Raw genomic sequence first — 21,493 nt, 5'->3', positions numbered from 1 at the left:
CATGGCGATGGTCAAAGCGCTTAACCGGATCACGCTATTAGGAATGCCGAACAGTATTCGCATCACGTAACAATCGACCCGATGGGGCACAGTCGTTACAAGTTCTGATTTATTCAACAAAGCCTGTTTCAACATCAAAGAACTGAGCGTAAGCGGCGTGAACTGGTGATTTTTATCACTCCGACATTGGTCGCCGCTTCGTCGTAAGAGGCGTATAACGGTGTGCTCGGCGATCCACGTTTTACCCGTTTCCGCTTTCTCAGTTTGACGCTGCGCTGGATTTAGCATACAAGGTTAGCCCATTGAGCGCTGCGGTCTGTCGAAGCGGAATTATCTTACCGGAAGATGCCTAATTAATACGCTTTTTGCTGTTTGGCGCGGGGCGAGACATTTTATTCGGTTGCCAAATGCCCCTGAGTATTGAGATAATTTTCTGTCTGATTCTCGAACTATCGCTCATGAGGTTTCAGTTTAGGTCCCGCCGCTGGGTTGATTGGCGGGGCGGGTTATCATTAACGAATAGTCTTAGTAACACCAAAAAACATGGCAGAGAAACGCAATATCTTTCTGGTTGGGCCTATGGGTGCCGGCAAAAGCACTATTGGCCGTCAGTTAGCTCAGCAACTCAATATGGAGTTTTTCGACTCCGATCAAGAAATTGAGCGACGCACCGGGGCTGATGTGGGCTGGGTTTTTGATCTCGAAGGTGAAGAAGGTTTTCGCGAACGCGAAGAAAAAGTCATCAACGAATTGACCGAAAAACAGGGTATCGTACTGGCTACCGGAGGTGGCTCGGTAAAATCACGCGAGACGCGCAATCGCCTGTCTGCGCGCGGCGTTGTGGTCTATTTGGAAACCACCATTGAAAAACAGTTGGCGCGCACGCAGCGTGACAAAAAGCGTCCTTTGCTTCAGGTAGAGGATCCGCCGCGCGAAGTGTTGGAGGCGTTAGCAAGAGAGCGTAACCCGCTGTATGAAGAAATTGCTGATGTCACCATTCGCACGGATGAGCAGAGCGCCAAGGTGGTTGCCAACCAGATTATCAGTATGTTGGATGGCAACTGAGTAACAACATCGCCCTGAGCTCCGGGGCCAAGCGGGTGAACCACGCGCATGGAAAGAATTACCGTAACATTAGGGGAACGCAGCTATCCCATTACGATAGCCGCTGGGTTGTTTGCTGACCCGGCTTCTTTTATGCCGCTGACCGCGGGCGAACAGGTGATGTTGGTGACCAACCAGACGCTGGCTCCGCTCTATCTTGAGGCGGTGAGCCGTGTGCTGGAACAGGCTGGCGTGAAAGTCGACCACGTCATATTGCCAGACGGCGAGCAGTATAAATCGCTAACGGTATTGAGCGACGTCTTTACCGCATTGCTGCAAAAACCCCATGGTCGGGACACAACGATCGTTGCTCTGGGTGGTGGTGTGATTGGCGATCTGGCGGGCTTTGCTGCCGCCAGCTATCAGCGTGGCGTGCGCTTTATTCAGGTACCCACAACGCTGCTATCGCAGGTTGACTCCTCTGTCGGCGGGAAGACGGCGGTCAATCATCCGCTCGGTAAAAACATGATTGGCGCGTTCTATCAGCCTGCTTCTGTAGTTATCGATTTGTATTGTCTTCGCACTTTACCGGCCCGGGAGTTTTCCTCCGGCCTGGCCGAGGTGATCAAATATGGGATTATTCTTGATGGCGAGTTCTTCGTTTGGTTGGAGAATAATCTTGACGCTGTCCGTGCGCTGGAGCCTGCGGCGCTCTCTTACTGCATTCGCCGTTGCTGTGAACTGAAAGCCGAAGTGGTGGCTGCGGATGAACGCGAAAGCGGGGTACGTGCGCTGCTTAACCTGGGTCATACTTATGGTCATGCTATCGAAGCTGAAATGGGGTATGGCAACTGGTTACACGGTGAAGCGGTGGCGGCGGGCATGATGATGGCCGCGCACGCGGCGAGAAGGCTAGGCCTGTTCAGCGTGTCGGACATCGATCGTATTCGCGCATTGCTCGAGCGTGCAGGTTTGCCGATTCAGGGCCCGGATGCGATGTCACCAGAATCTTATCTTCCCCATATGATGCGTGATAAAAAAGTACAGGCGGGCGAGCTGCGCCTGGTGTTACCTACCGCGATTGGACGCTCGGAAGTGCGTGGCGGCGTATCACACGATATTGTGTTGGCGTCGATCGCTGATTGCCGGGCGTGAATGCGGTTTTTCGGGTATTTGCAGACATATTCACGCTGATGGTTTATGGTTAATAGAAGATAATGTCTTATAATTCAACAATTCGCTTCGCTTACCGCGCAGCGGGTATGTGTTTTTTATAGTTGGAGGGGTTTAAATGGACGAATTTAAACCAGAAGATGCGTTAAAACCGGATACCAGCGATCGGCGGCCACAACGTCAGCAACGCAGCCCCCGTCTTTCTGCGCCGCAGTTAGCGCTCTCTCGTCAACATTTGATGATTGGTATCGGGATCGTGGTGCTGGTGTTGTTGATCATCGGCGTAGGCTCAGCCTTGCAATCGCCGTCTAAACCGGCGGAAGGCGCGCCAACGGCAGCATCAGGTAACGGTGAGAAGAGTATCGATTTATCCTCTTCTTCCTCGATGGCGCAGGGAACGCCCGCCCAAGGGGACGCCGCATCAGGAAACGCTACCGTGCCAGGTCAGCCGCAAACCTTGAATGCGCCGCCAGTCGCAAGTTCACCAACACAAGCACAAGTCACGCCTCCGCCTGCCGGGCAGCAGCGTGTTGAGTTGCCGGGTAACATGACAGATGCGCTTTCGACGCAGCAAGAGAAGGTTAACGCCTTCTCGCAAGGTGCGACGTCAGGCTCCGCGCCGGTAACCACTCTGCCGATTGCGCCTGCGACTGTGGCTCCTTCAGCGAAAAACCCGCCGCACGTCTCAGAGAAGACGGCGCAGGAGAAGGCTGCACATGCTAAAAACGTTCAGGATAAGGCAGCACAGAGCAAATCAGCCCTAACGCCAGCGCAAAAAGTGCCGATGACATCAGGCAAGCCGACATCCTCTGGGAACAAGGCGACGGTTTCAGGGCAGGGGGGATCGATTCAGAATGCGCCCGCCAGCCATTTCACACTGCAATTGAGCAGTGCATCACGTTCAGATACGCTGAAAGCTTACGCCACACAGCACAACCTACCCAACGCCTGGGTTTATGAAACCAAGCGGGACGGTAAGCCCTGGTATGTATTGGTGAACGGTGTTTACGCTTCTTCTGCGGAAGCGAAACAGGCGGCGTCATCGCTTCCTGCGGCCGTGCAGGCACAAAAACCATGGGTTAAGCCGATCCGTCAGGTGAAGCAGGACTTAAATAAGTAACACCAATTTTAGCCCTGATGTGCTGTCTGACACAGAGTACAATCCGCGGCTCTGAAATGTAATGAGTAACTAACGACGGCATGAAGAAGAACCGCGCTTTTTTAAAATGGGCTGGTGGGAAGTATCCGCTGGTAGAAGAGATTCGCCGCTATCTACCTGAAGGAGACTGTTTAATTGAGCCGTTTGTCGGGGCCGGTTCAGTGTTTTTGAATACGGAATACGACCGTTACATCCTGGCGGACATTAACAGTGACCTCATCAACCTCTACGATATCGTTAAGACGCAAACCGACGATTTCATTCGTGACGCGCGCGAATTGTTCACCGATGAGTACAACGTGGCGGAAATATTTTATCTGTTGCGTGATGAGTTCAATCTTTGTGCGGTGCCTTATCGTCGTGCGGTACTGTTTTTGTATCTGAATCGCCACTGTTATAACGGATTGTGCCGCTATAACATGCGGGGCGAATTCAACGTGCCCTTTGGCCGTTACAAAAAACCGTATTTTCCCGAAGAGGAGTTACGCTGGTTCGCCCTCAAAGCGCGCAATGCCACTTTTGTTTGTGAGCATTATCAGCAGACTTTGCTCAAAGCAACGCAAGGTGCAGTGGTCTATTGCGATCCTCCTTATGCTCCGCTTTCCGCAACGGCGAATTTTACGGCGTATCACACGAATAATTTCAACAACATCGATCAACAGAGCCTGGCGACGCTGGCGTATCGGTTGTCGGTGGAGAGTGCCATTCCCGTATTGATATCCAACCATGATACCGAGCTGACTCGAGCGTGGTATCAGGATGCAGCGCTGTATGTGGTGAGGGCGAGACGCACCATCAGTCGCAATATCATGGGGCGGAGCAAGGTTAATGAGCTGTTGGCGCTCTATGGTGCGCCACTGCGTTAATACCCGATGCGCGCGCATAGCGCTGGTTATCTACAAACTGTTTGGAGATACGAATGAAGCCTTTCTTGATCGCTCCGTCCATCTTATCGGCCGACTTTGCCCGGTTAGGGGAAGACACCGCCAGTGTGCTGGCTGCCGGAGCCGATGTGGTTCACTTCGATGTCATGGATAACCACTATGTTCCCAACCTGACTATCGGGCCGCTGGTGCTTAAAGCACTGCGCAACTATGGCATTACCGCCCCTATCGATGTTCATCTGATGGTGAAACCGGTAGACCGTATTATTCCCGATTTCGCCGAAGCCGGTGCCAGCTTTATCACCTTCCATCCGGAAGCCTCCGAGCATGTCGATCGCTCGCTGCAACTGATTAAGGATCACGGCTGCAAAGCCGGGCTGGTGCTGAACCCGGCGACGCCGCTCAGTTGCCTTGATTATGTAATGGATAAGCTGGATATCATTCTGTTGATGTCGGTCAACCCTGGCTTTGGCGGGCAATCTTTTATTCCCGGCACGTTAGATAAGCTGCGTCAGGTGCGCCAACGCATCGATGAGAGCGGCTATGACATTCGACTGGAAGTGGATGGCGGTGTAAAAGTCGACAACATTGCCCAGATTGCGCAAGCCGGTGCGGATATGTTCGTGGCAGGCTCTGCTATTTTCGGTCACCCCGATTATCGCGCTGTCATTGATAACATGCGCAGTGAATTGAGTAAGGTATCTCATGGCTGACATCAGTATGGTTCGCGGGTTGGCTTTCGATCTGGATGGCACGCTGGTCGACAGTGCGCCGGGTTTGGCGGATGCCGTTGATATGGCGCTGCAAGCGCTCAATCTGCCTGCGGCGGGTAAAGCGCGCGTTGCTACCTGGATCGGCAACGGTGCTGATGTACTGGTGGAGCGGGCGTTGCGCTGGGCGGGAATGACGCCTACGGCGCAAGATACCCGCACGGCGCGCGAACTGTTTGATCGCTACTATGTGCAAACGGTGGACAGCGGCAGTACGCTGTTTCCCGACGTGCACGCCACGCTGACCCAACTGGTTGACTGGGGCTACCCGCTGGCGCTGGTCACCAACAAGCCGACGCCTTTTGTCGCGCCGCTGCTGGAGACGCTGGGTATTGCCGGGTTGTTTAGTCAGATTGTCGGCGGTGATGATGTCAAAATGAAAAAGCCGCACCCTGCGCCGCTCTATCTGGTATTGGCACAGCAGGGGTTACTGGCATCCGAATTGTTGTTTGTCGGCGATTCGCGCAACGATATTCAGGCGGCACAGGCCGCAGGTTGCCCGAACGTGGGCATGACTTATGGCTATAACTACGGAGAAGCCATTGTGCTGAGTCAACCTGACGTGGTGCTTGAGCGCTTCTCACAACTTTTGCCCCTGGTGGGGCCACTTACGTCAAAAAATCAGGTCACGTATTCAATGTGTTGCTCCGCAATAAAAATAGTATTCATGCTCTATGTTCTCTTCATGCATTCAGGCTGGTTTTAAACACCTTTTTTGCATGCCAGACTATGTAGCAATACACTCATTGAATACGTGACCAAAAATCAGGAAGCGTCAGCATGAATAAGCCCATAGTTTTTAGCGGCGCACAGCCGTCCGGTGAACTTACCATTGGTAACTACATGGGTGCATTACGTCAGTGGGTGAACATGCAGGATGATTACGATTGCATATACTGCATCGTTGACCTGCATGCCATCACCGTGCGTCAGGACCCCCAGCAGTTGCGTAAAGCAACGCTGGATACGCTGGCGCTCTATCTGGCCTGCGGTATTGATCCGCAGAAAAGCACCATCTTCGTTCAGTCTCATGTGCCAGAGCACACGCAGCTGAGCTGGGTGCTAAACTGCTATTCCTACTTCGGTGAACTGAGTCGCATGACGCAGTTCAAAGACAAATCGGCGCGCTATTCCGACAACATCACTGCCGGTTTGTTTGACTATCCGGTGCTGATGGCGGCCGATATCCTGCTGTATCAAACCCATCAAGTGCCGGTGGGTGAAGATCAGAAACAGCATCTGGAATTGAGCCGCGATATTGCTCAGCGCTTCAATGCGCTCTACGGTGATGTTTTCAAAGTGCCAGAGCCGTTTATTCCCAAATCCGGCGCGCGCGTGATGTCGCTGCTGGACCCCACCAAAAAAATGTCCAAGTCGGATGACAACCGCAATAACGTGATTGGACTGCTGGAAGATCCGAAAGCCGTAGTGAAAAAGATTAAACGCGCGGTGACGGATTCCGATGAGCCGCCAGTGGTGCGTTATGACATTGCCAACAAAGCGGGGGTATCCAACCTGCTGGATATTCTGTCCGGGGTTACGGGAAAACCGATTCCTGAACTGGAAAAAGCCTTTGAAGGTCAAATGTATGGTCATTTGAAGGGCGCAGTCGCTGAAGCCGTCTCCGGCATGCTGACCGAGTTGCAGGCGCGCTATCATCATTTCCGTAACGATGAAGCTTTCTTGCAGCAGGTGATGCGTGACGGTGCTGAAAAAGCGCGTCTCAAAGCCACTGCAACGCTGAAGAAAGTGTACGACGCGGTAGGTTTCGTCGCTCATCCGTAATCTGTGGGCCGGGCTGGTTTATCGGCTCAGCCGCATTATGCCTCTCTTTCTTCCGTCATTCCTGCGCGTGCAAAACTTCCTCTTTTGCACCTTTATTTCGTGTGGCATTATTTAACGTATCCATATCGAGTGGTTTCTGTTATTTATAAACAAAGATATAAAGTAATGTTTGTTAGTCTACTCATACGTTGAATCACAGGTCACGTATTCAATGTGTTGCTCCGCAATAAAAATAGTATTCATGCTCTATGTTCTCTTCATGCATTCAGGCTAGTTTTAAACACCTTTTTTGCATGCCAGACTATGTAGCAATACACTCATTGAATACGTGACCCTTTCTGGCAGTAGTTAAACGCTGTTGCCAGCCCTGTTGAGTCTGGCGATGGTTGAACCTTAGTGCCTAAGGGGCGGGAAATTTGGCCCGCCCATAGGCTGACGTTATGCTTGAGGAATTGGCGGAACCACGCCATCGGGAATCGGGTTCTCAAACGGTGTAACGCTCAGTTTCTCGGCCAGTTCCGCTTTTGCTTGTGCCACCAGCGCCGGGTTCTGTAGCAGATCCACGGTTAATGACGCCATGGCTTCGGCTGCATAGGCGGTGCCTTTGTGCGCCGCGGGCGCTTTACCCTGCGCTACCAACTGCCAGGAGTGGGCCGGGGTGCCGATGGCGTAGGTGGCGGCACGGATTTGTACAGTAGGAACTACCCAGCTTACCGTGCCGACGTCGGTGGAGTCGATAAAGCTGTCATCCGGGCTGTAAAGCGGATAGATACCTTCATGCAGCGATTCACCTGCTTTAGGTTTTACGCCAAAACGCGCGTAGGAGTTGGCAATATCTTCCGCACTCATGGCGGTTTGGAATTTTGCAGCAAAAGCGCGGTCCGCATCATCGAACTGAATCGGACCAAGCGCCAGCAGATGTTCATGCATGCGCTGTTCCAGCGGTGCGTTACCCAGCAAGTTGGCATCGCCGCTGATCACTTCCCAACTCACTTCTGTTTCGGTCATCAGCGCCGCGCCTTGTGCGATTTTCTTCACGCGTTTAACCAACTGGTGGAGCTCAGGTAACTGACGCGCCCGCACCAGATAGCGCACCGTTGCGTTGGCCTGAACCACGTTTGGCGCATGACCACCGCTGTCGGTGATGGCGTAGTGTACGCGCGCTGAAGATGGCATGTGTTCGCGCATGTAGTTGACTCCAACGTTCATCAGCTCTACGGCATCGAGTGCACTGCGTCCCAGATGTGGGCTGCTGGCGGCGTGCGAAGCGCGGCCTTTGAAATAAAAGTTCAGTTCGTTGCAAGCCAGAGAATCCGGGCTGTTAACGCCGGTAAAGGTGGCCGGGTGCCAGCAGATAGCAATATCCACATCGTCAAATACGCCCTCTTTGACCATAAAACCTTTGGAGGAGCCGCCCTCTTCCGCCGGACAACCGTAAAAGCGCACGGTGCCGGATAACTGATGCTGTTGCAGGTAATCTTTTACCGCAGTGGCGGCCTGCAATGCGGCGGTGCCAAGCAAATTGTGGTCGCAGCCGTGACCGTTACCACCCGCATCGATAGGGCAAGGCTCAGCGACGCCCGCTTGCTGGCTCAGGCCCGGCAACGCATCGTATTCACCCAGTAGGGCAATCACCGGTTTACCGGAGCCAAATTCGCCCAGCAAGGCGGTTGGCATCCCGGCAATACCCGTTGTCAGGCGAAAGCCTTCCTGCTTGAGTACCGCTTCATGCAGTGCAGCAGAGCGGGTTTCTTCATAGTTGAGTTCCGGTACATCCCAAATGCTGTCGCTGAGCGCGGTGAACTGCGGATTTTTCGCGGCAATCAGTTCGCGCAGAGCGCTAACGGTGTGTGTGTCTATGGAGAGCAAGGTGTGTTGTTCTGATGGCGAAGTTATGAATCAGGTGCTCCTGCGGTGATGACCGTGAATGCGGTGGGAAATAAAGAAGACGTGGCGTCAATCAGACGCCACGCTCGTGGTTCACATTAGGTTCGCGAGAAGGCGATCAGAGCGGGGTGGTGTCCATGCCAAACCATTTTTCACTCAGCTTCTTGATAGTGCCGTCTGCTTTAGCCTGGTCGATAGCTTTATCAAACATGGCTTTCAGCTCAGGATCGCTTTTACGCAGGCCGATGGATGAGCCGCTGCCCAAAATGCCGCCGATAAATTGCGGGCCCGCCATCACGATTTCGCCGTTTGATTTGTCAGCGGTATTTTTCATGTAAGGCGCAGAACCGATAACCAGATCGACGCGACCGGCTTTCAAGTCCAGATCGTGCTCTTGTATGGTTTTGTATTCGCGTACGGTCATCATGCCTTTGAAGTATTTATCCAACAGCGTGCTGGCGATCGAGGCAGACTGAACGCCAATGGTTTTGCCTTTCAGCAGCGTGCGCAATTTTTCAACTTCAGCGATGGCAGTGGCTTCATCTTTCTCATTGAGGGAGAAACGGGTGCCCAGATCCGGCAGCGATGCCAGCGGGCTGGATTTCAGCACGGCAAAGGTTTGGCCCGCCTGCGTGTAGGGCTGGCTGAAATCGATCACTTCACGGCGTTTCGGCGTGGCAGACATGCCGGAGATGATGGCATCAAACTTACCGGCGTTAAGCGCCGGAATGCTGCTGGCAAACGGCTGCACCATGATCTCTCATTTTACTTTCATGTTGTCACACAGCACTTTGTACAGCTCAATTTCCATGCCATCCAGCGTACCGTCTGGCTTGGTGAAGTTGTACGGGTGGTATGCACCTTCAGTGGCAATGCGCACGGTGCTCCAGGTTTTACCGGCTTCTGCCGCAGCATTGAATGACGTAGAGAGTGCGCCAGCCAGACAAAGCGCATAGGCGGCGGCAGCGAGTTTGGTTTTTATCATTGAGGTATCTCCTGGTGGTTGTCTGTTGTGTTCTTAAGCCTGGCATTGTGTTGATAAACGTAGTTCTGTTACCAACTGGCAATAAACTGGCGGAAACGAGCTGACTGGCTGGCAGTAAACATCTGTTCCGGCGTGCCTTGTTCTTCGATCTCACCCTGATGCAGGAACACCACGCGGTTAGAGACTTCACGCGCAAAGTCCATTTCATGGGTGACGACCAGCATGGTCATGCCTTCATCGGCTAACTGGCGCATCACGCGCAGCACTTCTCCGACCAACTCTGGGTCCAACGCTGATGTGGGTTCATCAAACAGCATCACCTTGGGTGACATGGCCAGCGCACGTGCAATTGCGGCACGCTGTTGCTGCCCACCGGAAAGGTGGGAAGGGTAGTAATGACGTTTATCCGCCAGCCCGACCTTCTCAAGCAACTGCTCGGCATGTTCTTTGGCGTCCTGCGGGGCGCGTTTCAGTACGTGGATCGGTGCTTCAATCACGTTTTCCAGTACGGTTTTGTGCGATCACAGATTGAAGTTTTGAAACACTATGCCGAGCTGGGTACGGATACGGTCGATCTGTTTCGAGCTGGCTGGACGATTTTGTCCTTGGCGATTCACTTTCATCGCGATGGTTTCTCCGCCCACAATAATCTCGCCCTGATCGGGGATTTCAAGCAGGTTGGTACAGCGCAGCAGGGTGGATTTGCCTGAGCCGGAAGAACCCAGAATCGAGACGACCTCGCCCTGACTGGCTTCAAACGAGATCCCTTTCAGGACTTCCAGTGAGCCGAAACGCTTGTGAATGTTGCGCAGGCTGATAGCGGCGGTACTCATGATGGGTTTCCTTTCATATTCTTAACTTCAGCCAGCGACTGCGGTGCGCGCAGATACGGCGTCATACGGTGTTCGACAAAAGCCAGCAGGCGGGTGAGCACCAAATTGATCAGCAGATAAATGGCTCCCGCTACCAGAAACACTTCCAGTGCGCGGTAGGTTTCCGCAATTAAGCGTGCCGCGATGCCGGTGATTTCCATCAGCGTGATGATGGACGCAAGCGAGGTGGATTTGATCATGGAGATCAATTCGTTGCCGTAGGCAGGCAGTGCCTGGCGAATGGCGAGCGGAAACACGATGCGGGTAAATATTTTCCAGGATGGCATGCCACAGGCGCGTGCCGCTTCGATCTGCCCGGCGGGCACCGATAGCAAACCACCGCGAATGATTTCGCTGGCGTAAGCGCCGGTGCAAAGCGTCAACGACAGTAGCGCACACCAGTAAGGTTCGCGCAGTATTGGCCACATCACGCTTTCTCGCACCCAACTGAATTGCCCTAAACCGTAGTAGATAAGGAACAGCTGCACCAGTAGCGGTGTGCCATGGAAGAACAGCACATACAGGCGAGCGACCGATTGCAGCAGCCGGTTGCCAGACGTTGCCGAGCGCGGGAATGGCATGGCGCAGCAGCAGCGGAATAATAATGCGGCGCAGGCGCAGCAGGGTAGGCATACCGCAGGCTTTAGCGGCTTCTATCTCGCCTTTGGCTACGGCGTAGAATGCGCCGCGAAACACTTCTGTTTGCTGTGCCCCTGAGGAGATGCCGACGGCAATGACCCCGGCGATATAACCGGGAAAACCGATAAAGCCGCTGTGACCAAACAGGCTTGCCAGCAGCGTCAGTGCAGAGCTACCGCCAAAGTAGAGCAGGAAAATAATCAGCAGATCGGGAATGCCGCGTGTTACGGTGGTGTAGCATTCCGCCACAAAGCGAAGTGGCCGATTGCCAGCTATTTTTGACCAGGCACCGAGGGTGCCGATGAGCGCGCTTAATAAAAAACCGCCTACTGCCAATGCCAGGGTCATTCCAGTCCCCATCAGCAGCAATCTTCCCCAGCCATTCTCACCAAAACTGATGAGCTGCCAAAATGTCATTTGTTCCACGTATTACTCCAATTTTCTTTTTGCAGGCATAGCTTCGCGCGCGGCCTGAACGCTGCGGGTGACCCTTGACCGGGCTCCCTCGCATTAAGCAGAGAACTTGGTAATCAAAGCAATATTCAGGCCACGTTTTTATTATTGTTGAAACGATTAATTATGCATATAAATTGCTTATTAATCAGTATTTCATTTTATTGTTTTGGTGACTACTCACACTTTAGGGGGAGGTAGCAGCTGAAAACACCGTATTAGCACTAACATGGTGCACCGGGATGCACTGTATTGGTGCGTTGTGTGATTTTGGTGCGGTATTCGCACCTGACTGTTACGGAGTTAGCCTCTCGCGCAGGCTTACCGCCTCGACGATGATCGTCAAACTGAAGTGGTTGGCCGTTGTGCAGCACACTAAAAGTAGCGGCATTATCCTCGCGTATTGTGCGGGTAATCCTAACCGTTGGTGATGTTGTTCACAGGATTATGGGCATTTGCACAAATATTTGCGCCGGATTTTCTGCATTTGAAAGAAATTGCCTAATGACTCACCAGGTTGTAACACCAATAATTACAAATAATAAAACGATATTTTTATTTAATTAATACATCATTTCTTTTGTGATCGTTGTCTCAGTCGCACTGGCTGGGTAGCGATAGTACAAATCGGGTTTGTCGCTCGCCGTCGGCCTGAATGTTGTTTTTTCTATGTTATTGAATTTTAAGGTAGGTAATCGCGTGAAAATTGAATCCATTGATGTCACCGTTTTTACGTATCCCACTCGTCGCGTGTCCGACAGTGCGGGACATTCGCATCCAGGAGAAGAGAATCAGGCCAAGATGGCCCTCTTGACGCTGACCACCGACGATGGACATCAGGGCTATGCATTTGCACCACCCGAAGTGGTTCGTCCCCATATTATCAACGCTTTCTTCCGCAAGGTGCTGATCGGGCAGAACCCGTTTGACAGAGAACGTCTGTGGCAAGATCTGGTGCATTGGCAGCGCTGCAGCGCCAACCAACTGACCGATCGCGCCATCTCTATCGTGGAATCTGCGCTGTGGGATCTGCAAGGTCGCTTCCTGAATATGCCAGTACACAAACTGCTGGGCGGTTTTCGTGAGAAAGTGCCAGCTTACGGCAGCACCATGTGCGGCGATGAGCTGGAAGGCGGCCTTTCGACGCCGGAAGAGTACGGCCAGTTTGCCGAGAAACTGGTGGCGCGCGGCTATAAGGCGATCAAGCTGCACACCTGGATGCCGCCAGTATCCTTCGCACCCAGCCCGCAGATGGACGTTAAAGCCTGTGCTGCCGTGCGTGAAGCGGTAGGTCCAGATGTCTGCCTGATGCTGGATGGCTACCACTGGTACAGCCGCAGCGACGCGCTCTACATTGGCCGTGAATTGCAAAAACTGGACTTCACCTGGTTTGAAGAGCCGATGGAAGAGCAGAGCATGGCGTCCTACAGCTGGCTGACCAAGAGCCTGGATATCGACGTTATTGGGCCTGAAAGCCTGTCAGGCAAATACTTCAGCCGCGCCGACTGGGTGAAAGAGGGGGCCTGTGACATTCTGCGCGCGGGTGTGCAGGGCGTGGGTGGCCTTTCTCCGACCATGAAGGTCGCCGCATTGGCGGAAGCCTTTGGTATGGATTGTGAAATCCACGGTAATGGTGAGCCGAATCTGAACGTGGTGGGTGCGATTAAAAACTGCCGTTGGTATGAACGCGGTCTGCTGCATCCTTTCCTGAACTATGAAGAGCCCGCCGCTTACCTCAACAGCATCATCGACCCGATGGATGACGACGGCTTTGTTCACCTGCCGCAGCGCCCGGGCCTGGGTGAAGACATCAACTTTGATTGGATCGAGGAGCATACGCTGAGTAAAGAATAACCGCAGTAATAATAAATAGTAGTAATAACAAAGTAGTACTGAAAGAAAGAGCCCTTACAAAATATACGTTTCGTCTTCCATTCTTCACACCTGGAGAAGTCTAATGAAAGCACGAGCAATAATCCGTACCCTGCTACTGAGCTGTTTCTGTATGGCCGCAAAACCGGCCTTGCTGTCTGCAAAAACGCCCGACGATCAACTGATCGTCGGGATGAACATGAACAACATGCTGTCTCTCGATCCCGCCTCTATGACCGGCAACGAGGTGGTCGGCATTATCGTCAACCTTTATGACTCGCTGGTCGAGCTCGATCCTGAAAACCTCAGCCGCGTGCTGCCTTCGCTGGCGAAAAGCTGGGAGATCAGCCTAGACAACAACCTGATCACCTTCCATTTGGTGGATAACGCCAAATTCCACTCCGGCAACCCGGTCACCGCCCATGATTTTGCCTGGTCAATGAAACGGTTGCTAACCCTCAACATGGCGCAGGCCACCACTTGGAAATCCTACGGCTTTACGGCAGAGAATGTCGAAAAGCTGATCCGCGCCAAAGATGACAAAACGGTGGAGATCGAACTGCCCAAACCGAACGATCCCAAGCTGGTGATCTATTCCCTTGCCACACTCGGCAGCGGATCGGTGTTGGACAGCAAAACCGTAATGAAGCATGAGAAAAACGGTGACTGGGGTAACGGTTGGTTGACCACCAACGAAGCCGGTTCCGGTCCGTTCAAGCTGGACGTATGGCAGGCGAAAGACGTGCTGCGCGTGAACCGTGCCGACGGTTACTGGCGCGGTGATGCTAAAATGCGCCGGGTGATCTTCCGTCATATGACCGAATCTCAGGCGCTGCGTCTGATGATCGAAAAGGGCGATATTGATGTGGCGACCGGTATGTCGGTGCCGGACATCAACGCCCTGAAAGCGAACCCGGATGTGAAAGTTGAAGAGGTGAAGAAAGGCACGCTCTATTACGTTGCCATGAGCCTGAAGAACGACGAATTCGCCAAGCCGAAAGTGCGTGAAGCGGTGCGCTACCTCATCGATTACGACGGTATCAACAAGACCGTGATGCCGGGCTATGGTTTCTACCACCAGCGCCCGATTCAGGCGGGAATGGATGCCACGCTGCCTAACCCCGGTTACACGCTGGACGTACCGAAGGCGAAGGCGCTGCTGGCGGAAGCGGGTTATCCGAACGGCTTTGAAACCACGCTGCGGGTGTTGTCCGATCAACCCTTCCTCAACCTAGCGACCTCGGTGCAATCCACACTGGCGCAAGCCGGTATTCGTGCCAAGATCATTTCCGGCACCGGCAATCAGGTTTATGGCGCGATGCGCGATCGTAAATTCGACATGCTGGTCGGGCGCGGTGGCGGCGGGGTCGATCCCCATCCGCACTCCAGCCTGCGCTCCGTGGTGTATAACCCGGATAACAGCGATGAAGCCAAACTCACCAACTTCCAGGGGTGGAGAACCTCTTTCTACGATGCGCAACTGAACGAGATGATCGATCAGGCGCTGCTGGAGAAAGATCCCGCCAGGCAGAAGCAGCGCTATGCCGAGATACAGGACCGTTATGAGGCGCTTTATCCGGCCATCATTCCGGTCTCGCAAATGGTTGATTCCGTGGTGCAACGCAAAGATGTTGTAGACTTTGTGTCACATCCGTCATCGACCACCCGCTTGTATCTGGTGCACAAGCAACGCTGAAGCCTGAGTAAAGCGTGGGGGGCGTTTCCCCCTCACGCCTTCATCCTACGAGGTAAGTCACGGCATCAGCGGCGCTGAAGGTAGTGGCGCGGGTGCCGGACGGGGGAGAAAGAACATGGTTTTCTCTGATTGGCTCAAACCGGGGGCGTTACCCTATCGCGTAGCCAAGCGGCTGTTACAGGTTGCCTTCACGCTGTTTGGGTTGTTGATTCTGACCTTCATTATCGGTCAGGTCATGCCGATCGATCCGGTATTGGCGATCGTCGGTCAGGATGCTGACCAAAGTACCTATCAGCAGGTCTATCAGCAGCTAGGCCTGGATAAGCCGCTGTATGTTCAATTCGGTATCTACTTCAATTCACTGCTGCACGGCGATTTGGGCAATGCGATGCTCACCGGCCGGCCGGTAGTGGATGACATTATCCGCGTGTTTCCTGCCACGGTGGAACTGGCAACGATGGAACTGGCAACGATGGCGATTATCGTCGGTGCCGGGCTGGGCGTGCCGCTTGGCTTGATGGCGGCGGCGCGGCAAGCTGGCGGACTATATCGTGCGCTTTATCAGCCTGGCGGGTTACTCCACGCCGATTTTCTGGGTCGGCATGATGGGGCTGTTGGTGTTTTACGCCTGGCTCAACTGGGTCGGCGGCGCAGGGCGCGTGGATATGGCGTGGGACGGTATGGTGGAAAACCGCACCGGCTTACTGCTGGTGGATTCCTTACTGGCGCGCGAATGGGCGGTGTTCTTCAGTGCCCTGAACCACCTGGTGTTGCCTGCCACCATTCTTGGCTTCCATTCGCTGGCCTATATCAGCCGTATGACGCGCAGCTTTATGCTGGCACAACTGTCGCAAGAGTACATCATCACCGCACGGGTCAAAGGGTTGTCTGAGTTTCGGGTAATTTGGGCGCATGCGTTTCGCAATATTTTGGTGCAACTGCTGACGGTAGTCGCGCTGGCGTATGGCTCACTGCTGGAGGGGGCGGTGCTGATTGAAACCGTGTTCTCCTGGCCGGGCTTTGTTTCCTATCTGACGGGCAGCCTGCTGCTGGGGGATATGAGTGCGGTGATGGGCTGCGTGCTGCTGGTGGGGCTGATTTTCGTCACCCTTAACCTGCTCTCCGATATGTTGTATCAAATCTTCGATCCGAGGACTCGCGCATGAGCATGAGTATGTCTTCTGAACCGGTAATCGGCTCCTCGCCGGCAGCCAAAAATGGGCGAATTCGAGTGCGTGGCGCGCGTCTGTTCAATTTCCTGCGCCTGCTGGCGAAAAATCCACTGACGGCCATTGGTTCGCTGATTGTGCTGTCGCTGATTGTCATCGCCATTTTCGCCCCGTGGCTGGCAACGCACGATCCATTAGTACAAGACCTGGCAAATGCCCTGCAAGCGCCGGGGGCCGCCCATTGGTTTGGTACCGATGAGTTCGGGCGCGATGTGTATAGCCGTCTGGTGTATGGCTCACGCATCACGCTGTACATTGTGGCGCTGGTGTCGGTAACCGTCGGCCCCATCGGCTTGATGCTCGGCGTGGTGGCGGGCTACTACGGCGGCATCGTCGATACCATCCTGATGCGCATCACCGATATCTTTATCTCCTTCCCCAGTCTGGTGCTGGCACTGGCATTTGTTGCCGCCTTGGGGGCCGGGGTTAGAGCATGTGGTGATTGCCATTACCCTCACCGCCTGGCCACCTATCGCACGTCTGGCGCGTGCTGAAACGCTGTCACTGCGTCAGGCGGATTTCGTTTCTGCGGTAAAACTGCAAGGCGCATCGTCGCTGCGCATTCTGGTGCATCACATTGTGCCGTTGTGTCTGCCTTCGGTGATTATCCGTATCACCATGAACATGGCGGGCATCATTCTGACCGCTGCCGGGCTTGGCTTCTTGGGATTAGGTGCTCAGCCGCCCGATCCTGAATGGGGTGCCATGATCTCTGCCGGTCGTCGCTACATGATGGAGTGCTGGTGGTTAGTCACCATCCCTGGGTTGGCTATTCTGATGAACAGCCTGGCGTTTAACTTTCTCGGAGACGGCCTACGTGACATCCTCGATCCTCTCACCGAATAAGGGTGCAACTCAGGGCGCGCCGCTGCTGGAGGTGGAAAACCTCAAGGTGAGCTTCGTGAACCACGGCGCAGTGACGGATGCCGTGCGCGGCGTCTCCTTTAACCTGGGCTGCGAGAAGCTGGCGATTGTCGGCTAATCCGGCTCGGGTAAATCAACGGTCGGGTGTGCGCTGCTGCATCTGCACCCGCGCAGCGCACGGGTGATGGCCGACAGACTGCGCTTCGGCCAGACCGACTTGCTCAATATTTCTGAAGCACAGATGCGCCAGATCCGCGGTAAGCGTATTTCCATGATCATGCAGGATCCTAAGTATTCGCTGAATCCGGTGGTATGTGTTGGCGATCAGATTGCTGAAGCCTATCTGGCGCACCACAAGGTGCCAGCGCGCGTGGCGAAAGAGAAAGTCATGGCGATGCTGGATGTGGTACGCATTCGCCAGCCGGAACGCGTGTACGCACTCTATCCGCACGAAGTCTCCGGCGGTCAGGGACAGCGCATCATGATCGCCATGATGTTGATCACTGAGCCGGAAATCGTCATCGCCGACGAGCCAACCTCGGCGCTTGATGTGTCGGTGCGTTTACAGGTGCTTTCGATGCTGGATGATTTGGTGTCGGAGCGCGGATTGGGGCTGATCTTTATCAGCCACGATATCAATCTGGTGCGCAGCTTTTGCGACCGGGTGCTGGTGATGTACGCCGGACGCGTCGTGGAGTCCATCGCGGCGCGCGATCTCGATAACGCGCAGCATCCTTACACGCGTGGGCTGCTCAATGCGTTGCCGGACATCGATCACCCTCGTGTGCGTCTGCCGGTCATGCAGCGCGATCCTGCCTGGCTGAGTGAATAAGGAGTGACTATGGGCACACAAAATAGCGCGGCGATGATCGAGGTGAAAAACCTCAACCTCTCCTTTGGTCAGGGGAACCAGCACAACCAGGTGTTGTTTGATGTCAATCTGGCGGTGCGCGGTGGCGAAATCTTTGGTTTGGTGGGGGAATCAGGCTCGGGAAAAACCACGGTTCTGAAATGTCTGGCAGGGTTGTTCAACCACTGGCACACCGTATCGACAGAGCACGCTGCCGTCAGGTGCAGATGGTGTTTCAGGATCCCTACGGATCGTTGCATCCACGCCATACGGTTGAGACCATATTGGAGGAGCCGTTGCTGATCCATCGCATTGAGCAGCGCGATCGGCGTATTGATGCCTTGCTGGAGAAAGTGGGGCTGGGGCCGCAGTTCCGTCGCCGCTACCCGCACCAGCTCTCCGGCGGGCAGCGCCAACGCGTTGCTATCGCGCGCGCGCTGATTCTCGAACCGCGAGTTCTGTTGCTGGATGAACCCACTTCGGTGTTGGACGTGTCGGTGCAGGCAGAAATCCTCAATCTGCTGGCAGAACTGCAACAGCAGGACAACCTGACCTACCTGATGGTGACGCACGATCTGGGGGTGATTGCTCATTTATGCCACCGCGTGGCAGTGATGCAGTATGGCCGTATTCTGGAAACGCTGGAGACGGCGGAACTGACGCGTTCGACGGAGAAAACGGCCTACACCACCATGCTGGTGGATGCCAGCCGACAATACAGCCGCGATTTGGCCGTGCGTTCGGAGCGAATGGGTTAATAGTTCGGGTAAAAGCCGCATTATGTGCTAACAAGACGGGTTATTTACCCGTCTTTTTTTACGATCGTCGCCGATACCGCACTGGTATGCTATACCTAATGGCCGTAACGTTGTGGCATACCCTTAAGTAAAAAAATTAAGGAGTGCGGGTATTTACAATCGTTACGCTTTCTTGTAGCCCCCGATCAAAAAGGAATTCTCATGTTCGAACGTACTCTGGTTGCTGCGGCAGCCCTGGTTTCACTGACAATGTTTTCATCCTCGGTAATGGTGTCATCGGCGATCGCAGCCCCTGCCACCACCACGCGCGTCTTGCTAACCACGTCTGAAGGCAACATCGAGTTAGCGCTGGATAACCAGAAAGCGCCAGTGTCAGTGAAAAATTTCGTCGAGTACGTTAACAGCGGCTTCTACAATGGCACCACCTTTCACCGCGTGATCCCGGGTTTTATGGTTCAGGGCGGTGGTTTTGTGGATGAAATAATGAAGCAAAAAGCCACCAACCCACCGATCAAAAATGAAGCCGACAACGGTTTGCGCAACGTGCGTGGCACCATCGCCATGGCGCGCACTGCTGAAAAAGACAGCGCCACTAGCCAGTTCTTTATTAATGTCGCGGATAACGCTTTCCTCGATCACGGTCAGCGTGATTTTGGCTATGCGGTATTTGGCAAAGTGGTAAAAGGGATGGATGTTGCCGACAAAATTTCCCAAGTGCAAACCAGCAACATTGGCCCTTACCAGAATGTACCAAGTAAACCGATCGTGATTAAATCGGCCAAAATACTGCCGTAAGCGTGGTCGAGAATTTCTGGAATTGCTATCAAGGCCACATTATGTGGCCTTGATGGTTTCGACGGGTAGTAACTTTAGTTACACGCAGCCGTCGTCAGCACTGCCAGGCCTTTTCCTTGACCGGCGAACTGTGTTAGCTTCGCTTTCACGCACTGGGCGCTGACTGGTGAATAGCTGTAAGGCAGCGACGGGAAGGTGCCCGTTGATTTCCAGTCCTCTGCGTTGACGTAAGCTTTGGAATCGCTGGTCCAGGTGATGTTATACGTGGCGTTTTGAGCAGCACTGGTGACGTTGTTATCACGCAGAACCAAGGTACCGAAGTTGGAGCCGTCATAGCGCGATGTCACAGGGTTAACGGCATTTTCAAACCAGTTACGTTCGATCAGCGCGAGGCCTTTCTGGCGCACATTTATCCCTGAACTGGTAATACCGGAGTAGAGGTTGTTGTAGGCGTGCACTTGCCCCCCGCGCTGCAATGGCAAGCGGGCATTCACATCACTGTAGACGTTGTGGTGGTAAGTCAGGTTGCGGCCTGTATCGCTGCTGCTTGAGCCACTTAATCCGACTTTTTTGATACCGTGAATGTAGTTATAGGAAACCGTCACGTTGGTTGACACTTTCTTGATATCGACCGCGGATTCAAACGTTGTATCGCCATCCGGTGTGCCGGGGCACTCATAGTTCTTAGCGTAGATCTCGTTATGGTCAACCCAGACGTTCGGCGTGTTATCAACACGAATGGCATCGCCGTCACTGGCGCCGCCCGGCATGTAGCCGAAACGCATATTACGAATCACTACATCGGAAGATTTCACTAACCAGATACCAAAGTTGGCGGACGAGCCATTGGTGCCAAGGATCGTTATCCCTTTGGTGAATTCTTTGATTTCAACCCTGCGAGCGGGCTTGCTCCATTGGCTGCAAATATCGGCAGCGGCGGCATTGATCAGCTTATCTTCGTTGCCGTCATAGGTGATAACCAGCGGATACGCGCCGGTTTTCACTTTCTTACCGTTGCTGTCCACGCGGGCGGCTTCAATGATATCGACAATATCCTGCATGGAATGGGCGGTTTTTTTTACGGCACCAGAAATATCGCCACCATCGGTGGTCGCATAACCGCCTGTGTTCGCGGCAAATGCGCCTTGTACGGTTAATGTGGTCACGTATTCAATGAGTGTATTGCTACATAGTCTGGCATGCAAAAAAGGTGTTTAAAACCAGCCTGAATGCATGAAGAGAACATAGAGCATGAATACTATTTTTATTGCGGAGCAACACATTGAATACGTGACCGCTGCGCCTTTCTTTAGTGATTTTCACCGAGAAGAACCGTATTGGTCTTATCCTCTGCCCGTTAAGTATGTCAATAATGTGCCACTACCCTATGGAAAAACGGGGCATCATGTCCTTTTAGCTTTGTGGGTCGTCGCTGATACAGGCATGGCATTTTACCAAGCAATCGATTTACAATTTTCTAATCAGGCTGCGGGATGGAATGCACCTGAATATCCCTTATGGGATAAATTCTGTACATATTATCCTAATGCAATCGTTCGGTGGGGGTGTGGCAATTATAAAGCATGCTATATCTCTCAGGGGACTGAACCAGGAAAACGGGCACCTGATGGTTCATACCCATGGATACCGCTCTAACCGTCATTCCGCACCTGATTTTTCTTTTTTCGGGACTTGACGGTATTCTGAAGTTCTGAATTTATTACTGCTTTTTGCAGACCAATCAGCATGAGTACTCCCCACGTTACCATCCGTAACCT

15 protein-coding genes and 8 pseudogenes are annotated in these 21,493 nt (G+C 53.5%); 16 read left to right on the top strand and 7 right to left on the bottom strand.

The features are described from left to right. The 8 genes and pseudogenes from ACTBDZ_RS06500 to trpS form a co-directional block, all read left to right on the top strand. A pseudogene (locus ACTBDZ_RS06500) lies at positions 1-70 on the top strand (surface-adhesin E family protein); the annotation flags it as partial. Between the two features lie 473 nt (positions 71-543). After that, positions 544-1,065: a shikimate kinase AroK gene (gene aroK, locus ACTBDZ_RS06495; RefSeq protein ID WP_222158785.1), complete on the top strand. Its 522-nt coding sequence runs from the start codon at positions 544-546 to the stop codon at positions 1,063-1,065. A 48-nt stretch (positions 1,066-1,113) separates the two neighbouring features. Next, positions 1,114-2,199, top strand: a complete 1,086-nt coding sequence (gene aroB / locus ACTBDZ_RS06490) for a 3-dehydroquinate synthase (RefSeq protein ID WP_438814706.1) — start codon at positions 1,114-1,116, stop codon at positions 2,197-2,199. 136 nt (positions 2,200-2,335) lie between these two features. Continuing rightward, entirely contained in the window at positions 2,336-3,337 is a 1,002-nt protein-coding gene (locus ACTBDZ_RS06485) for an SPOR domain-containing protein (protein WP_438814705.1), read from the top strand. 80 nt (positions 3,338-3,417) lie between these two features. Beyond that, positions 3,418-4,242, top strand: coding sequence for an adenine-specific DNA-methyltransferase (gene dam, locus ACTBDZ_RS06480; RefSeq protein WP_264625108.1), 825 nt, complete (start codon positions 3,418-3,420; stop codon positions 4,240-4,242). A 53-nt stretch (positions 4,243-4,295) separates the two neighbouring features. Next, a complete protein-coding gene (gene rpe, locus ACTBDZ_RS06475; RefSeq protein WP_264625109.1) occupies positions 4,296-4,973 on the top strand; it encodes a ribulose-phosphate 3-epimerase in 678 nt (225 codons plus the stop codon). Continuing rightward, a pseudogene (locus tag ACTBDZ_RS06470) lies at positions 4,966-5,655 on the top strand (phosphoglycolate phosphatase); the annotation flags it as partial. The gene rpe and the pseudogene ACTBDZ_RS06470, both read left to right, overlap by 8 nt. A 155-nt stretch (positions 5,656-5,810) precedes the next feature. Then, positions 5,811-6,815: a tryptophan--tRNA ligase gene (gene trpS, locus ACTBDZ_RS06465; RefSeq protein ID WP_438814704.1), complete on the top strand. Its 1,005-nt coding sequence runs from the start codon at positions 5,811-5,813 to the stop codon at positions 6,813-6,815. 438 nt (positions 6,816-7,253) lie between these two features. Here the strand turns inward: trpS and ACTBDZ_RS06460 are convergent, their stop codons facing one another. From ACTBDZ_RS06460 to ACTBDZ_RS06435, 6 genes and pseudogenes are all read right to left on the bottom strand, one after another. Beyond that, positions 7,254-8,684 carry a M20 family metallopeptidase gene (locus ACTBDZ_RS06460; RefSeq protein ID WP_438814703.1) on the bottom strand — a complete coding sequence of 477 codons (1,431 nt, stop codon included), beginning with the start codon at positions 8,682-8,684 and terminating at the stop codon, positions 7,254-7,256. Between the two features lie 136 nt (positions 8,685-8,820). After that, the gene (locus tag ACTBDZ_RS06455) at positions 8,821-9,456 is read right to left on the bottom strand and encodes a transporter substrate-binding domain-containing protein (RefSeq protein WP_438814702.1); all 636 of its coding nucleotides are present in this window, start codon (positions 9,454-9,456) and stop codon (positions 8,821-8,823) included. Between the two features lie 6 nt (positions 9,457-9,462). Continuing rightward, positions 9,463-9,687 (bottom strand): hypothetical protein, encoded by a 225-nt coding sequence (locus tag ACTBDZ_RS06450; RefSeq protein ID WP_438814701.1) that lies wholly within the window; start codon positions 9,685-9,687, stop codon positions 9,463-9,465. 68 nt (positions 9,688-9,755) lie between these two features. Then, a pseudogene (locus ACTBDZ_RS06445) lies at positions 9,756-10,520 on the bottom strand (ABC transporter ATP-binding protein). Further along, positions 10,517-11,140, bottom strand: a complete 624-nt coding sequence (locus tag ACTBDZ_RS06440) for an ABC transporter permease (protein WP_438814700.1) — start codon at positions 11,138-11,140, stop codon at positions 10,517-10,519. The pseudogene ACTBDZ_RS06445 and the gene ACTBDZ_RS06440 overlap by 4 nt, the downstream one beginning before the upstream one ends. Positions 11,141-11,171: 31 nt before the next feature. Further along, positions 11,172-11,546, bottom strand: a pseudogene (locus ACTBDZ_RS06435) (ABC transporter permease subunit); the annotation flags it as partial. A gap of 804 nt (positions 11,547-12,350) precedes the next feature. On the opposite strand from ACTBDZ_RS06435, the gene ACTBDZ_RS06430 reads away from it, so the two are divergent. From ACTBDZ_RS06430 to ppiA, 7 genes and pseudogenes are all read left to right on the top strand, one after another. Beyond that, positions 12,351-13,505 (top strand): mandelate racemase family protein, encoded by a 1,155-nt coding sequence (locus tag ACTBDZ_RS06430; RefSeq protein ID WP_438814699.1) that lies wholly within the window; start codon positions 12,351-12,353, stop codon positions 13,503-13,505. Positions 13,506-13,608: 103 nt separating this feature from the next. Further along, entirely contained in the window at positions 13,609-15,219 is a 1,611-nt protein-coding gene (locus tag ACTBDZ_RS06425; RefSeq protein WP_438814698.1) for an ABC transporter substrate-binding protein, read from the top strand. A 115-nt stretch (positions 15,220-15,334) separates the two neighbouring features. Next, positions 15,335-16,385, top strand: a pseudogene (locus ACTBDZ_RS06420) (ABC transporter permease). Positions 16,386-16,387: 2 nt separating this feature from the next. Next, positions 16,388-17,294 (top strand): annotated as a pseudogene (locus ACTBDZ_RS06415) (ABC transporter permease). Beyond that, a pseudogene (locus ACTBDZ_RS06410) lies at positions 17,266-18,144 on the top strand (ABC transporter ATP-binding protein). Before ACTBDZ_RS06415 ends, ACTBDZ_RS06410 begins: the two co-directional pseudogenes overlap by 29 nt. A gap of 33 nt (positions 18,145-18,177) precedes the next feature. Further along, positions 18,178-18,920 (top strand): annotated as a pseudogene (locus ACTBDZ_RS06405) (ABC transporter ATP-binding protein). A 201-nt stretch (positions 18,921-19,121) separates the two neighbouring features. Further along, complete coding sequence (gene ppiA, locus ACTBDZ_RS06400; RefSeq protein WP_438814697.1) at positions 19,122-19,715, top strand: peptidylprolyl isomerase A; 594 nt, start codon at positions 19,122-19,124, stop codon at positions 19,713-19,715. Between the two features lie 74 nt (positions 19,716-19,789). On the opposite strand, the gene ACTBDZ_RS06395 is transcribed toward ppiA, so the two are convergent. Beyond that, positions 19,790-20,881 (bottom strand): polysaccharide lyase, encoded by a 1,092-nt coding sequence (locus ACTBDZ_RS06395; protein ID WP_438814696.1) that lies wholly within the window; start codon positions 20,879-20,881, stop codon positions 19,790-19,792. A gap of 85 nt (positions 20,882-20,966) precedes the next feature. On the opposite strand from ACTBDZ_RS06395, the gene ACTBDZ_RS06390 reads away from it, so the two are divergent. Then, positions 20,967-21,371, top strand: coding sequence for a lytic polysaccharide monooxygenase (locus ACTBDZ_RS06390; protein ID WP_438814695.1), 405 nt, complete (start codon positions 20,967-20,969; stop codon positions 21,369-21,371). The last annotated feature ends 122 nt before the right edge of the window (positions 21,372-21,493 follow it).

This window comes from Symbiopectobacterium sp., assembly GCF_051710365.1.
Taxonomy (GTDB): domain Bacteria; phylum Pseudomonadota; class Gammaproteobacteria; order Enterobacterales; family Enterobacteriaceae; genus Symbiopectobacterium.
The sequence above is the reverse complement of the archived record's forward strand: the minus strand, read 5'-3'. Positions and strand labels throughout refer to the sequence as shown.